This window comes from Mesorhizobium sp. NZP2298 (assembly GCF_013170825.1).
Lineage (GTDB): Bacteria > Pseudomonadota > Alphaproteobacteria > Rhizobiales > Rhizobiaceae > Mesorhizobium.
Genome location: NZ_CP033365.1, coordinates 5746404 through 5760049 on the forward strand (window position 1 = coordinate 5746404; position 13646 = coordinate 5760049).

Genomic DNA, 13646 nt, shown 5'->3' on the forward strand with positions numbered 1-13646 from the left:
ATGGCAACGGTTTCTCTCAAAAAGCTGACCAAGCGCTACGGCAATATCGAGATCGTGCACGGCATCGATCTCGATATCACCGACCGCGAATTCATCGCGCTGGTCGGTCCGTCCGGCTGCGGCAAGTCGACGACGCTGCGCATGATCGCCGGGCTGGAGGAGATCAGCGGCGGCTCGATCGAGATCGGCGGGCGTGTCGTCAACGATCTGCCGCCGCGCTCGCGCAACATCTCGATGGTGTTCCAGTCCTACGCGCTTTATCCGCACATGACGGTGCGCGAGAATCTCGGCTTCTCCCTGAAGATCGCCGGTGCTGCCAAGGAAGAGATGGACCGCCGCGTCGCCGAGGCCTCGGCCATTCTCGGCCTCGACACGCTGCTCGACCGCCGACCGTCGCAATTGTCCGGCGGGCAGCGCCAGCGCGTCGCCATGGGCCGCGCCATCGTGCGCGACCCCGACGTCTTCCTGTTCGACGAGCCGCTGTCCAATCTCGACGCCAAGCTCAGAACGCAGATGCGCACCGAGATCAAGAAGCTGCATGCCAAGGTGCAGTCGACGGTGATCTACGTCACCCACGACCAGGTCGAGGCGATGACGCTCGCCGACCGCATCGTCATCATGCGCGACGGATACATCGAACAGGTCGGCACGCCCGACGAGGTTTTCCGGCGACCAGCGACACGCTTCGTCGCCGGCTTCATCGGCTCGCCGCCGATGAACCTGCACGAGGCGACAATCGATGACGGCCAGATGGTGTTCGCCAGTGGCGAGAAACTGCCTTTGCCCGGCCAGTTCAAGGCCAATGTCGCGACCGGCGACAGAGTGGTGTTCGGGCTGCGGCCGGATGACATCTATCCGACCGGCCACGGCATCAGCTCCGGCGGCGCGGCAGATGTCCACCAGATCGAACTGCCGATCACGGTCACCGAACCGCTCGGCAACGAGACGCTGGTGTTCGTCGAATTCAACGGCAGCGACTGGGTGTCGCGCATGCTGAACCCGAGGCCGCTCAAGTCGGGCGAGCGGGTCGCCATGAGCCTTGACCTGTCGCAGGCACATCTGTTTGCCACTGAGACCGGAAAGACATTGCGGAGCTGACCGATGGCTAGAATCGAGAAAATCGAACTGCGGATGGTAGACCTTGTGCCCAAGGTCAAGCGAACCGACGCGATCCAGAGCTTCGTCAGCCAGGAAACGCCGATCGTCACGATCACCGATTCCGACGGCGCGGTCGGTACGGGCTACAGCTACACGATCGGCACCGGGGGTTCGTCGGTGATGCGGCTCCTGTCCGATCATCTGGCGCCGCGCCTGGTCGGCCGTGATCCTGACATGATTGAGGCGATCTGGCACGATCTCGAATTCGCCACCCATGCGACGACGATCGGCGCCATCACCGCTATCGCGATCGCAGCGATCGATACGGCACTTTGGGATCTCAGGGCGAAGAAACAGAACCTGCCACTGTGGAAACTGGCCGGCGGCGCCAAGGACCGCTGCCCGCTCTACACCACCGAGGGCGGCTGGCTGCACATCGAGACGGCCGCACTTGTCGACGATGCCCTGGCCGCCAAGGCCAAGGGCTTTCGCGGCTCGAAGGTGAAGATCGGCAAGCCGCACGGTTCGGAGGATCTCGCGCGCCTGTCCGCCGTCCGCAAGGCTGTCGGCGACGGCTACGAGATCATGACCGATGCCAACCAGGGTTTTTCCGTCGACGAGGCGATCCGGCGTGCGGCCAGGCTGCGCGAACTCGACCTTGCCTGGATCGAGGAGCCGTTGCCCGCCGATGATATCGACGGGCATGTGCGGTTGTCGAATTCGACGCCGACGCCGATTGCGATCGGCGAGTCGCTCTATTCCATGCGCCATTTCCGCGAATACATGCAGAAAGGCGCCTGTTCGATCGTCCAGGTCGATGTCGGCCGCATCGGCGGCATCACGCCCTGGCTCAAGATCGCCCACGCGGCGGAGGCCTTCGACATTCCGATCTGCCCACATTTCCTGATGGAACTGCATGTCAGCCTGACCTGCGCTGTTCAGAACGGCCGCTATGTCGAGTACATTCCGCAGCTCGACCAGTTGACCGGCAAGCGCATGCGCATCGAGGATGGGCATGCACTGGCGCCCGACGAGCCCGGCATCGGCATCGATTGGGACTGGGACGCGGTCAAGGCCATGAGCATCGCCGAATTCACCACGGCGATCACCAAATAGGAGACGGATATGCAGCGGATGGGGATGATGCTGGGGTTGAAACCGGAAAAAGTCGAGGAGTACGTCCGCCTCCACGCCGCCGTCTGGCCCGACGTGCTGACCATGATATCGGCCTGCAACATCAAGAACTATTCGATCTACCTGAAGCGGCCCGAGAATCTCTTGTTTTCCTATTTCGAGTATCACGGCACCGACTACGCGGCCGACATGGCCAAGATGACAGCCGACCCGAAGACGCAGGAATGGTGGGCGGTCTGCATGCCGTGCCAGGAGCCGCTGGCGACCCGCAAGGATGGTGAGTGGTGGGCTTCGATGGACGAGGTCTTCCATCATGACTGAGGGCGGTTTCGACCCTGCCTCGCTCATCCAGTCCTGGCCCAAACCCTCGAAGCCCCGGCCGATCGTCACTTTCGGTGCAGGTTCGATCGTCGGAGATGCGCATTTCCCAGCCTACAGAAAGGCAGGTTTTCCGGTCGCCGGACTTTATGATCCGGACCAGACAAAAGCGCGGACCCTGGCCGAGAAATGGGGCGTCGCCACATTTCGCTCGGTGGAAGAAGCGGCCACCATCAAGGATGCGATCTTCGATCTGGCAACGCCGCCGGGACGGCACGCCGAGATCCTGGAAGCTCTCCCGGACGGCGCGGTCGCATTGATCCAGAAGCCGATGGGCAACTATCTCGGCGAGGCAACCGAAATCCTTGAAATCTGCCGCGCCAAGAACCTCAAGGCGGCTGTGAACTTCCAGCTGCGCTTCGCGCCGATGATGCTGGCGCTCAAGGATGCCGTCGCCAAGGGCTGGCTCGGCGAGGTCGTCGATTTCGACGCCTGGCTGGCGCTGGCGACGCCGTGGCAATTGTGGGAGTTCCTGCTCAAGGCGCCCCGCGTCGAGATCGCCATGCACTCGATCCACTATCTCGACCTCGTCAGGCAATTGCTTGGCGATCCCCGTGGCGTGCACGCCAAGACGCTCGGCCATCCCAACCACAAGGTCGCGCAGACGCGCACCAGCGCCATTCTCGACTATGGCGACACGGTGCGCTGCGCGCTGTCGATCAATCACGACCATAAGTTCGGCCGCCGGCACCAGGCCTGCGAATTCCGCATCTGCGGCACCGATGGTGCGGCCTACCTCAAGCTCGGCCTCAATCTCGATTATCCCACTGGCGAGCCGGATATCCTGGAAATCCATCCGAAGGGCGGAACGGACTGGGTTACCGTGCCGCTTGCCGGTGAATGGTTCCCCGACGCTTTCGTCGGGCGCATGGCCAATGTGCAGCGCTTTGCGGCCGGAGAAGACGACGAACTGGTCAGCTCGGTCGAGGACGCCTGGAACACCATGGCGCTGGTGGAAGCCGCCTATAAATCGAGTGCGGCGCCAGCGACACCGATCGCGGAAAGACCCTGATGGAACAGATTCAATATTTCGAGGAGTACGAGATCGGCTCGTCACGCCTGACCAGCGGCCGCACCATTACAGAGACGGATTTCATCGTCCATGCCGGCCACACCGGCGACTTCTTCCCTCATCACATGGACGCCGAGTACATGAAGACGACGCCGTTTGGCCAGCGCATCGCGCATGGCACGCTGGTGTTCTCGGTCGGCATCGGCTTGACCGCAAGCATCATCAACCCGGTCGCCTTCTCCTATGGCTATGACCGGCTGCGCTTCATCAAGCCGGTGTTCATCGGCGATACGATCCGCACGCGCACCACCATCACGGCCAGGGAAGACGACCCCAAGCGACCGGGTTCCGGACGCGTGATCGAACGCTGCGAGGTGATAAACCAGCGTGGCGAAGTGGTGCTGGCGGCCGACCACATCTACATCGTCGAACGCAAACCGGCGCAGAGCTGAAGCTCAGGCGATCCTCAAGAACCGGTGGCGCGTGCGGTGATGCGCTCGAGCCCAAGCAGCAGGACCAGCGTCGCCGCCACCAGGATCATGGTGAGCGCCGCACCGGCAAAGATGTCGCCGCGATCGGTAAGGCTGAAGATCGACACCGGCAGTGTCACCCAGCCCGGCGGATAGACCATGACGGTGGCGCCGAGTTCGCCCATCGACAGCGCGAAGCTCAAGCCGAAAGCGGCGACCAGATAGGGGGCCAGCAGCGGCAGCGTGACGTGCCAAAGCCGATAGGCCGGCCGCGCGCCGAGGCTTGATGCCACCTGTTCGAAGTCGGGCGAAAGCCGTGCCAGGCCTGCCGAGACATTGCCGAAGGTGAAGGCGGAGATCAGCACGAAATGCGCGATCATGACGATCGCCACCGTGCCGTTGAGCAGCAGCGGCGGATGGCTGAACGCGACCAGCAGGCCAAGGCCGACCGACACAGAAGGCACCGCACTGGGAATGAAGAACAGCAGGCCGAGCAGACGCCGCAAGGCGTGCCATTGAAGGCGAAGCGAAAGGGCCGCCCAGGTACCGCTGACCAATGCAAGCGCACTGGCCAGGAAGCCGGTGATCAGACTGGCCTTGATCGAGTTCCAGGCCGACCCTTTGATCACATCGGTGTAATGCTCCATCGTCAGGCCATTGGGCAGCACGCCGTTCCACTGGTCGGCAAGGCTGGACAGAAGGATCACAGCAAGCGGCGCCAGGAACAGCACGCCGAAGATCAGCGCAAGAAGCAACCACAGCATGATGCGACCAGGGCGTGACCAGACCAGCATGGCTAGCCCCCCAACCGGCCGGCGGCGAAACGGTAGAGCCCGAACAGGCCGAGCGACAGCGCGATGTTGACCACTGCAATGATGCAGGCCACCTGATAGGCCGATTCCTGGATCGCCTTGCCGTAAATCAGCAGCGGCAGCGTGATGACGCCCTTGGCGCCGATGAACAACACGATGCCGAATTCGTTGACGGTCAACAGCAGACAGAGACTCCCTCCGGCTATGAGCGCGGGCACCGCCGCCGGAAGGATCACCTGGCGCACGATCCGGAACGGCCTGGCGCCGAGCACGCTTGCCGCTTCGATCTGGCCCCGGTCGACGAGCGAAAAGGCAGCGAGCAGCGGCCGCAGGATGAAGGGTGTGTAGACCGTGACTTCGGCCAGCACCACGCCCCATGTCGAATAGAGGAAATCGACGGGTGGCAGCGGCAGCGAGAAGGCTTCCATCAGCCCGGTGTTGAGCATGCCGGCGGAGCCGTAGAGGAAGGTGAAGGCAAGCGTCACCAGGAAGGTCGGCAAGGCGATGAAGGTGTCGATCAGCCGGGCGATGAAACCACTGCCGGGGAACGGCACGAAGGCCAGGATCAGCGCCAGCACGAGGCCAACGATGAGGCATCCGGCCGTCGCCGCGACCGAGATCGTCACCGTGTTTATCAGCGCGTTGAGGAAGAACCGCGAATGCAGGACGCGAAAAATCTCGGCGGCATTGGCAACGCCACTGTCGTCAAGGAAAGCCTGCCGGGCAATGAGCGCCAGAGGATAGAAGAACAGCAGCGCCAGCAGAGCCGCCGGTGGCACGATCCAGAATTTGCCGGGTTCCCGCCTAGTCGCTGGCGCGTCGAGGGCGACCGCCTCAGACACCGGTGTCTTCCGGCAGAAGCGAGGTGTCGGCAGGGGCGAAGAACAGCGGCACCTGGGCGCCGGGTTCGGGCAAGGCGATCGGCAGCTTCGTCGCCGAGACACGCACCGGCGTGCCCTCGACATCGAGCACGAGATGGGTGAGTTCGCCCTGCCAGTGCACTTCCCTCAACGTGCCGACGATGCGGTTGGTGTGCTCGCTGTCGGCCGTCAGGCTGAGATGCTGCGGCCTGATACAGAGCAAGCTCTTGTCGCCGGCCTTCTCGCCGCGACCGGCGCCTGTGAGCACCGCATCGCCATGCCTTGCCGTGGCAAAGCCTTTCGACCCAACGCCCTCGGCGACCGTCACCGGCAGGAGATTGGCGCGGCCGAGGAACTCGGCGGTGAACCGGTTCGGCGGGCGGCGGTAGAGTTCGGTTGTCGGTCCGTGCGAACAGACCCTGCCGTCACGCATGATGGCGATCTTGTCGGCGAGCGTCAGCGCCTCGGTCTGGTCGTGAGTGACATAGAGGATGGTCAGGCCCGGCAGGCTGCGGTGCAGGCGAGCAATCTCCTCGACCATGTTGCGGCGGATCTGCGCGTCGAGCGCCGACAGAGGCTCGTCGAGGAGCAGCACACGCGGGCGCACAGCCAAGGCGCGGGCAATCGCGACGCGCTGCTGTTGGCCGCCCGAAAGCTCGCGCGGATAACGCCGGGCAAAAGTCGCCATGCCGACGGTGCCGAGCGCATCCCTGACCCGCTCGGCGATCAGCGCCTTGTCGGAGCCCTGTGCCCGCAGGCCAAAAGCAACGTTGTCTTCAACCCGCATATGCGGAAACAGCGCGTAGTTCTGCACCACCATGCCGAGGCCGCGTTCGTAAGGCGGCAGGTCGGTCACGTCTGTCGCGCCGATGCGGATGCGGCCACTTGCCGGCCGCACGAAACCAGCGACGGCCCGCAAGGCGGTGGTCTTGCCGGAGCCGGACGGGCCGATCATCGCCAGGATTTCACCGGGCGCGATATCCAGGGTCAGCGGATGCAGGACGACATGCGCGCCATAGGCGACGCTGACCTTGTCGAAGTGGACATTGGAGCCGGCGCCGCGAATTTTCGCGGCGTCGATGTCCATGACACTGGTACCAGTAAAGGCCGCGGCCGACATGGCTTGGTCCTCCGGATCTCTGCCCTCGGGTGTCAGCTTCCGGTCGCCTCGTTCCACTTCTTGACGTAGTCGGGAAGCTTGCTCAGCGCCTCGTCCCAATTCGGCGACCAGATGGTGACGCCCTTCATCGCCTCCTGCGCCTTTGCGAAGTTGGCGTCATCCGGCTTCACGTCCTTGCGGGCCGGCAGGCCGAGCGCAACCGAGCTCACCGTGGACTGGGCTTCCTTGGAGAGCAGGAAGTCGATCAGTTTCTTGCCGTTGTCGGCATTGGGTGCGCCGGTGACCAGACCGATTTCATAGGGCAGCGCAAAGGTGGAGCGGGTGCCATCCGGGCCGGCGGGCCAGAACACCTTGATGTTGGGATTGTCGGCCATCTGCGACATGTTCATCTGCAGATCGCCATTGGCGACATGCAGTTCGCCCTTGTTGACCAGCGCGGTCAGCTTGCCGGTCGACGCGGACGGGCCGACATTGTTGTCCTGCAGCTTCTTCATGAACTCGAAGCCGGCATCCTCGCCGCCGAAAGCATGGATGATCTGCAGCATGACGGCGGTGCCGTCACCGGCCTGGCCGGGGGTCGAATACTGGATCTTGCCCTTGAACTTCGGGTCGAGCAGATCGTTGTAGCTCTTGGGTGCTTCCGACAGCACGGCGCTGTTGTAGATGAAGTTCATGTAGTTGTTGACCAGCGGCCGGTACTTGTCGGCGCCGCCGTCGATCTGGTCGGCGCCTGCCGGCTTGTAATCCTGCAGCAGGCCGTCGGCGGCGGCGCGCTGGACGAAGGGCGGCAAGGTCACCAGCACGTCGGCCTGTGGGTTCGATTTTTCCTTGGCGACACGCTCGACAACACCGCCGGAGCCGGCCTCGATATACTGCACGGTAATGCCGGTCGCCTTGGTGAAGGCGGCGAACTCGGTCTCGTACCAGCTGCCATTGCCGTCATGCAGGCCGTCGGCGGAATAGATGGTGACGACGCCGTCGGCGAATGCCGATCCGACGAGAGCTGACGACGCCAGGAGCGACGCGGCGAAAGCCATGGCGATGGTTGCATTGCGCGATTTCATGGATCAGTTCCCCTGTGATTGTTGGCACATTCTTCGATGCACTAGGACCAATCGGCTTCGGATCTCTGGCGGACGTTGAGCCGACTGGATGTCGTCGTTGTGACAACTTTGGGGATCGGAGATCGATAAGTAAAATCTATTTATTTTATGACAGACAAGATTCTACTGATATTTGTCATGAAACTGTCGCATCCCTGTCTTGGGCGTGATCACCGTTGCGCCGAAGGCAGCTATCTATTTGAAAAATTAAATCTATCAGTTGAACGAAACGCCCGAGATCTGCGCCCGCAAACGCGGATCCTGCGAGCGGATGGTCACCGGCCGACCTTCCAGGATCTCGAAGCAGCGCGCGAGCGTGTCGTCTTCGAGCCGCCGCATCGCCTCATGCGTGAAGAAGGTAAGATGCGGAAACAGGATCACATTGTCGCGATCGAACAGGGTGCTCATCGGATGGCCTGACCTGGCCAATGGCTCGACCGAATAGACGTCAAGCGCGGCGCCGCCGATGCTGCCGGCAACGACCGCCTCGACAAGCGCCGCCTCGTCGATCAGCGCGCCGCGCGAGACGTTGATGATGATTGCGGAGGGTTTCAGGCAAGCGAGTTCGGCCTTGCCGATCAGGCCGCGCGTTTTTTCGTTGAGCACGCAATGAAGGGAAACGAAGTCGCAGGCGCGCAGCATGGCCTGGAGGTCGTCAACCTTCTCGATGCCGGCGGCGTGTATCGTCGTGGCATCGACACCGGGATCGAAGCCGAGAACCCGGGTATGAAACCCCTGGCCCGCCATGCGCGCCATGCTGCGGCCGATCTTGCCGCAGCCGACGAGCCCCAGCGTGGCGCCGGACATGTCTCGGCCGAGCCAGCGCTGCTCGGGCCAGACCCAGCCGTCACGCGATACCGCCGCTGTGATCGCCGGCAATCGCTTGGCAAGCGCGATCATCAGCGCGAAAGCGCCCTCGGCCACGGTTTCCTCGGCGTATTCGGGCACGTTGACGACGGGAATGCCACGCCGCATCGCGGCAGGGATGTCGATCGCATCGATGCCGACGCCGTATTTGACGATGCCCTTCAATTTCGGCGCTGCGTCGATCACCGGCGCGGTGATAGGCGTGTAGCACATGAGAAGGAGATCGGCGTCGGCAACGGCGTGGATCAAGTCCGCTTCGGCAATGCCGTCCGGCAGCGTCACCAGTTCAACGCCGCTTGCCCGCAAGCCGGCATCGATGCCTGGGCATTCGAGTTCCCGATCGGTACGCACTGCCTTCATGGTCAGGCTGCAAGCACGGCGCGCTCGACGATGTCAAGCGCGCGGTCGAGATCGGTTTTCGAGATGACCAACGGCGGCGACAGCGTCAGCACATTGCCATGGCTGATCTTGAAGCTCAGGCCCTGCTCCAGGCAGGCATAGAAGACGCGTTCGGCGAGATCGCGCGCCGGCTGGCGCGTGGCTCGATCCTCGACCAGTTCGACGCCGACCATCAACCCCCTGCCCCTGACGTCACCGACTTCAGGCGAACGCGCCATCAGGTCCTGCATGCGTCCAAGCATATGCCGGCCGAGTTCGGCCGCCCGTTCGACCAGCCCCTCTTCGAGGATGATGTCGATGGTGGTCAGCGCGGCCCGCGTCGTCACCGGGTTCTTTTCGTGGGTGTAGTGACCGATCGCGAAGCCGCCGGCGACGTCGAGGTCGCGGCGCGCGATGACGGCGGCAATCGGCAGGATGCCGCCGCCCAACGACTTGCCGAGGACGACGATGTCGGGCGTCACGCCGTCATGTTCGTGGGCGAAAAACTTACCTGTCTTGCCGAGACCAGTCGGGATCTCGTCGAAGATCAACAGCGTGCCGTGCCGGTCGCAGGCTTCGCGCACCCGCTTCCAGAAGCCAGGCGGCGGCGGGTTGGGCGTCGCCCGCATCGGTTCAGCGACGACTGCGGCCACATCCTGCTCGCGGCCAAGCACATAGGCGATCATGTTGGCGCAGGCGAGCCCGGACGCTTCAAGGGAATCGTGGCCATAGGGGCAGCGATAGCCGTCCCAGGGCGCGACATGCTCGGTACCGGTCATCATCGGGCCTGATATGTGCGAGCGGAAGGTCGCCTCGCCGCCAACGCTTGCCGCGCCGAAGCCCGCGCCGTGAAAGGCATCCCAGAACGACACCGTCTTGAAGCGGCCAGTCGCGGCGCGCGCGATCTTCAGCGCCACCTCGATGGCGTCCGAACCACCCGTTGTGAACAGCACCTTGCCAAGATCGCCCGGCGCCAGCGCCGCGAGCTTCTCCGCCAGTTCGACGGCGGGTTCGCAGGTGAAGCGGCGCGGCGCGAAGCAGAGCTCATCAAGCTGCTTCTTGATTGCGGCGACCAGTCTCGGATGGCCGTAGCCAAGATGATGCACACTGTTGCCGTGGAAATCCATGAAGCGGCGGCCGGCGGTGTCCTCGATCCAGATGCCTTCCGCCCTGGCGATCGTCGACAGGCAGGGGCTGGAGAGGCTCTGGTGCATGAAGGCGGCCGCGTCGCGATCGAGCAGACCGCGGATGCGGGGATCGTCCTGGCCGGCGTCCCAGTGGCCGCGTGCCGCCGTGGTGTTTGAATCGCCCTCGATATGCACAAGCTCTGATATTGCGGCCATCATCATCTCCGAAACGCGAATGAGGGAGCGTGGAACGCCCCCTCGATTATTCTGCCAGTCGACACTGCCCGGTCACGACCAAGGCAGCGAGAATGTTTTCACATTGGTGTAGCTCTTCATCGCTTCGATGACGCCTTCCTTGTAGCCGTTGCCCGAATCCTTGATGCCGCCGAAGGGCGACATCTCGATGCGGTAGCCGGGCACTTCCCAGATGTTGACCGTGCCGACCTGCAGGCCCGCAATGTATTTCTGCATGCGCGGAAAGGAGTTGGTGCAGACACCCGAGGACAGGCCGAAGGCGGTCGAGTTGGAGAGTGCGATCAGCGCCTCGTCATCGTCCGGCGCGCGCACGATCGGGATGATCGGCCCGAACGTTTCTTCCATCACCAGTTCAGACGTATGCGGCACGCGATCGACGACGATCGGAGGCAGCAGCGCACCCTGGCGGCCCGGATTGTAGAGAATTTCGCCGCCTTGCTCCGCGGCCATGTGGACGCGGTTTTCGAACAATGCCGCGGCCTTCTCATGCACGACAGTGCCGAGATCGGTCGAGCGGTCCATAGGGTCGCCGAAGCGGATTTTTCTCGCCCGCTCCAAAACCAGTGGGACGAAACGGTCGGCGACGCTTTCCTGGACAAGGATGCGCTTGACCGCCGTGCAGCGTTGGCCGGAGTTTTTCGTTGCACCGGCCACCGCGAGATCGGCCGCCTTGGCGAGATCGTCATCAGAGAGATCGTTGAGGATGATCAGCGGATCGTTGCCGCCGAGTTCCAGCACCTGGCGTCTATAGCCGGCGGTGCGGGCGATCATCTTGCCGACCGGTACGCCGCCGGTGAAGGTGATGAGATCGATGTTCTCGTTGGTGATCATCTCGTTGCCGATTTCGGCCGGCCAGCCGGTCACCACCGACAGCATTTCCGGCGGCAGCCCGGCTTCGTAGAGAATGTCGGCCAGAAGCAGCGCGGTCATCGGCGTCAATTCGGTCGGTTTCACCACCACGCAATTGTTGGTGGCGATCGCCGGCGCCACCTTGTGCGAGACCATGTTGAGCGGATGGTTGAAGGGCGTAATCGCCGAGATCGCCTTCAGCGGCTCGCGGGTGGTGAAGATCTTGCGCGCCTTGCCGTGCGGGGTGAGATCGCAGGAGAAGATCTGGCCGTCATCCTGGATGCACATCTGCGCCGACAGCGTGAACACGTCATAGGCGCGGCCGACCTCATAGAGCGAGTCGGTCTTGGAGATGCCGAGTTCGAGCGTGATGAGATCGGAGACCTCTTCGCGGCGCGACGCCAGCGCTTCAGCGGTGCGAAACAGGATCTGCTGGCGCTCGTAGCGCGTCAGTTTCGACTTGTAGCCAGCGGCGATCTCGAAGGCTTTCCGCGCATGCTCGGCGTGACCGGCTGGCACGGTGCCAATGACTGCATTGGTGTAGGGGTAATGGACCGGGACGACGCCATCGGCGTCGACCTTGCGACCCGCTATGCGCATCGGCTCGTGGCGGACCTTGATTGAGGTGTCGAGCTTGGTCATTTCGAGTTCCCGGTGCTCAGTACGCAACATTGATCTTTTATCAGCGAGGCCATCGCGTCTCGGCAATGGCTTCCCCCTCTCCGTCGCCGCTTTCGCGGCGCCACCTCTCGCCCCTCCGGAGGGAGAGGAAGGGAGCAAAGGTCGGCCAGATCAGCACCCTTCCTCTCCCCGTCGATCAGAGGAGAGGTGGCCCGAAGGGCCGGAGTGAGGGTCGACCAGCGCCATCATGGACGGCCACACACCCGCCGGCGCCCAATTCAATCAGCCCGCCAGTGCCGCCGCCATCGTCGCGTAGTAGAGGGCGTCGAAATTGCGCAGCGTCGGCTCGTTGGGCAGGTCAGGCAGCACGCGGTTAACGATAAACGGTACTTCCTGCTCCGTCAGTCCGCCATGCGAGCGCAGCGGCTCGTTGAGGGCCGCCAGATCATGGCGATGCTCCGACGTGCCGATCGTCTTGTTCTCCGTCGAGATCAGCACGATGTCGCCGATCCTATCGGCTGGAAGCTCGAAGCGCTCGCAGGCAGTCGGGCTGTCGACGACCAGCATGATGCCGTCTGTCTTGGCGAGCCGCGCCATGATGCCGGCCTGATCGGCGCCATCAGGCAGATAGGCGGTGGCGAAGGAGCCGAGCGCTCCGTGATGGACGACATAGGGGTCGGTGATCGGCAGGATGACACGGGCGGCGTCCTTGCCAAGCCATTGGTCGAGCAGGTCCTGGACATAGACCACATCTGGCGAACCGTCGGCCTTGTGCTTGGGCTTCATACCATGGTCGGCGGTGACGACGATCGCCGCGCCCAGCGCATCGAGCTCGGTCAGGTACTTGTCGAACATCTCGTAGAAGGCGTTGGCCTGGGGCACGCCGGGCGCATATTTGTGCTGCACATAGTCGGTGGTGGTCAGGTACATGACATCAGGACGGAATTCCCTAAGCAGCCGGACGCCGGCGGCGAAGACGAATTCCGACAGTTCAGCCGAATAGACCTCAGGCACGGGCAGTCCGAAGTGCTTGGAGGCATTGTCGATGCCGTGCTCGACCTTGGTGGTGGTGTCGGACTTTTCCGCCGAGAAACACAGTGCACGGCCCTCATCGAAAGCCAGTCCCTTGCCGAGCAGCGCACGCAATTTGTCCTTGGCGGTGACCACGGCAACCTTGGCGCCAGCATCATAGAAGGCCTGGAAAATGGTCGGCGCGCGCAGGAAGCGCGGGTCGTTCATCATCACTTCCTTCCCGGTCTCGCGCTCGTAGAGATAGTTGCCGCAAATGCCATGCACCGAGGGCGGGCGGCCGGTGGCGATCGACAGATTGTTGGGGTTGGTGAAGCTCGGAATGACCGAGTGCGCGAAACGCACCGTGCCCTTCTCTTTGATCCTGACCAAAGCCGGCATCAGCCCGGCCTTGATCGCCTCGTCGAGATAGGCCGGTTCGCAGCCGTCAAGGCAGATGGCGATCGCCGGCACGCGCGGCCAGGCGTAGGTGCGGCCGTTGACGGCGACGTTGATGGGAGACATCTGGTTCATCGAAAATCCTCGAAATCGGC

General features: G+C 63.2%; 13 protein-coding genes. 5 read left to right on the plus strand and 8 right to left on the minus strand.

Annotated elements, in window-relative coordinates:
- From EB231_RS27795 to EB231_RS27815, 5 genes are read left to right on the plus strand one after another with little or no spacing between them, the layout of a single operon-like run.
- Window positions 1–1098: an ABC transporter ATP-binding protein gene (locus EB231_RS27795; RefSeq protein WP_172351628.1), complete on the plus strand. Its 1098-nt coding sequence runs from the start codon at window positions 1–3 to the stop codon at window positions 1096–1098.
- A 3-nt stretch (window positions 1099–1101) separates the two neighbouring features.
- Complete coding sequence (locus tag EB231_RS27800; protein WP_172351629.1) at window positions 1102–2214, plus strand: mandelate racemase/muconate lactonizing enzyme family protein; 1113 nt, start codon at window positions 1102–1104, stop codon at window positions 2212–2214.
- Window positions 2215–2223: 9 nt separating this feature from the next.
- On the plus strand, window positions 2224–2553 hold the full coding sequence (locus EB231_RS27805) for an L-rhamnose mutarotase (protein ID WP_172351630.1): 330 nt from the start codon (window positions 2224–2226) through the stop codon (window positions 2551–2553).
- Entirely contained in the window at window positions 2546–3622 is a 1077-nt protein-coding gene (locus tag EB231_RS27810) for a Gfo/Idh/MocA family protein (protein WP_172351631.1), read from the plus strand. Before EB231_RS27805 ends, EB231_RS27810 begins: the two co-directional genes overlap by 8 nt.
- The gene (locus tag EB231_RS27815) at window positions 3619–4074 is read left to right on the plus strand and encodes a MaoC/PaaZ C-terminal domain-containing protein (RefSeq protein ID WP_172353040.1); all 456 of its coding nucleotides are present in this window, start codon (window positions 3619–3621) and stop codon (window positions 4072–4074) included. Before EB231_RS27810 ends, EB231_RS27815 begins: the two co-directional genes overlap by 4 nt.
- 14 nt (window positions 4075–4088) lie before the next feature.
- Here EB231_RS27815 and EB231_RS27820 read toward each other — a convergent pair whose 3' ends face one another.
- From EB231_RS27820 to phnA, 8 genes are all read right to left on the minus strand, one after another.
- Window positions 4089–4886 (minus strand): ABC transporter permease subunit, encoded by a 798-nt coding sequence (locus EB231_RS27820; RefSeq protein ID WP_172351632.1) that lies wholly within the window; start codon window positions 4884–4886, stop codon window positions 4089–4091.
- A 2-nt stretch (window positions 4887–4888) separates the two neighbouring features.
- Window positions 4889–5746, minus strand: a complete 858-nt coding sequence (locus EB231_RS27825) for a 2-aminoethylphosphonate ABC transporter permease subunit (protein ID WP_172351633.1) — start codon at window positions 5744–5746, stop codon at window positions 4889–4891.
- Window positions 5739–6884 carry an ABC transporter ATP-binding protein gene (locus EB231_RS27830; protein ID WP_172351634.1) on the minus strand — a complete coding sequence of 382 codons (1146 nt, stop codon included), beginning with the start codon at window positions 6882–6884 and terminating at the stop codon, window positions 5739–5741. Before EB231_RS27830 ends, EB231_RS27825 begins: the two co-directional genes overlap by 8 nt.
- 32 nt (window positions 6885–6916) lie before the next feature.
- On the minus strand, window positions 6917–7948 hold the full coding sequence (locus EB231_RS27835; RefSeq protein ID WP_172351635.1) for a 2-aminoethylphosphonate ABC transporter substrate-binding protein: 1032 nt from the start codon (window positions 7946–7948) through the stop codon (window positions 6917–6919).
- A 255-nt stretch (window positions 7949–8203) separates the two neighbouring features.
- Window positions 8204–9214, minus strand: a complete 1011-nt coding sequence (locus EB231_RS27840; RefSeq protein WP_172351636.1) for a 2-hydroxyacid dehydrogenase — start codon at window positions 9212–9214, stop codon at window positions 8204–8206.
- Between the two features lie 2 nt (window positions 9215–9216).
- On the minus strand, window positions 9217–10575 hold the full coding sequence (gene pbfA, locus EB231_RS27845; RefSeq protein WP_172351637.1) for a (R)-1-hydroxy-2-aminoethylphosphonate ammonia-lyase: 1359 nt from the start codon (window positions 10573–10575) through the stop codon (window positions 9217–9219).
- A gap of 72 nt (window positions 10576–10647) precedes the next feature.
- Window positions 10648–12105 carry a phosphonoacetaldehyde dehydrogenase gene (gene phnY / locus EB231_RS27850; RefSeq protein WP_172351638.1) on the minus strand — a complete coding sequence of 486 codons (1458 nt, stop codon included), beginning with the start codon at window positions 12103–12105 and terminating at the stop codon, window positions 10648–10650.
- Between the two features lie 261 nt (window positions 12106–12366).
- Window positions 12367–13626: a phosphonoacetate hydrolase gene (phnA, locus tag EB231_RS27855; protein ID WP_172351639.1), complete on the minus strand. Its 1260-nt coding sequence runs from the start codon at window positions 13624–13626 to the stop codon at window positions 12367–12369.
- Between the last annotated feature and the right edge of the window lie 20 nt (window positions 13627–13646).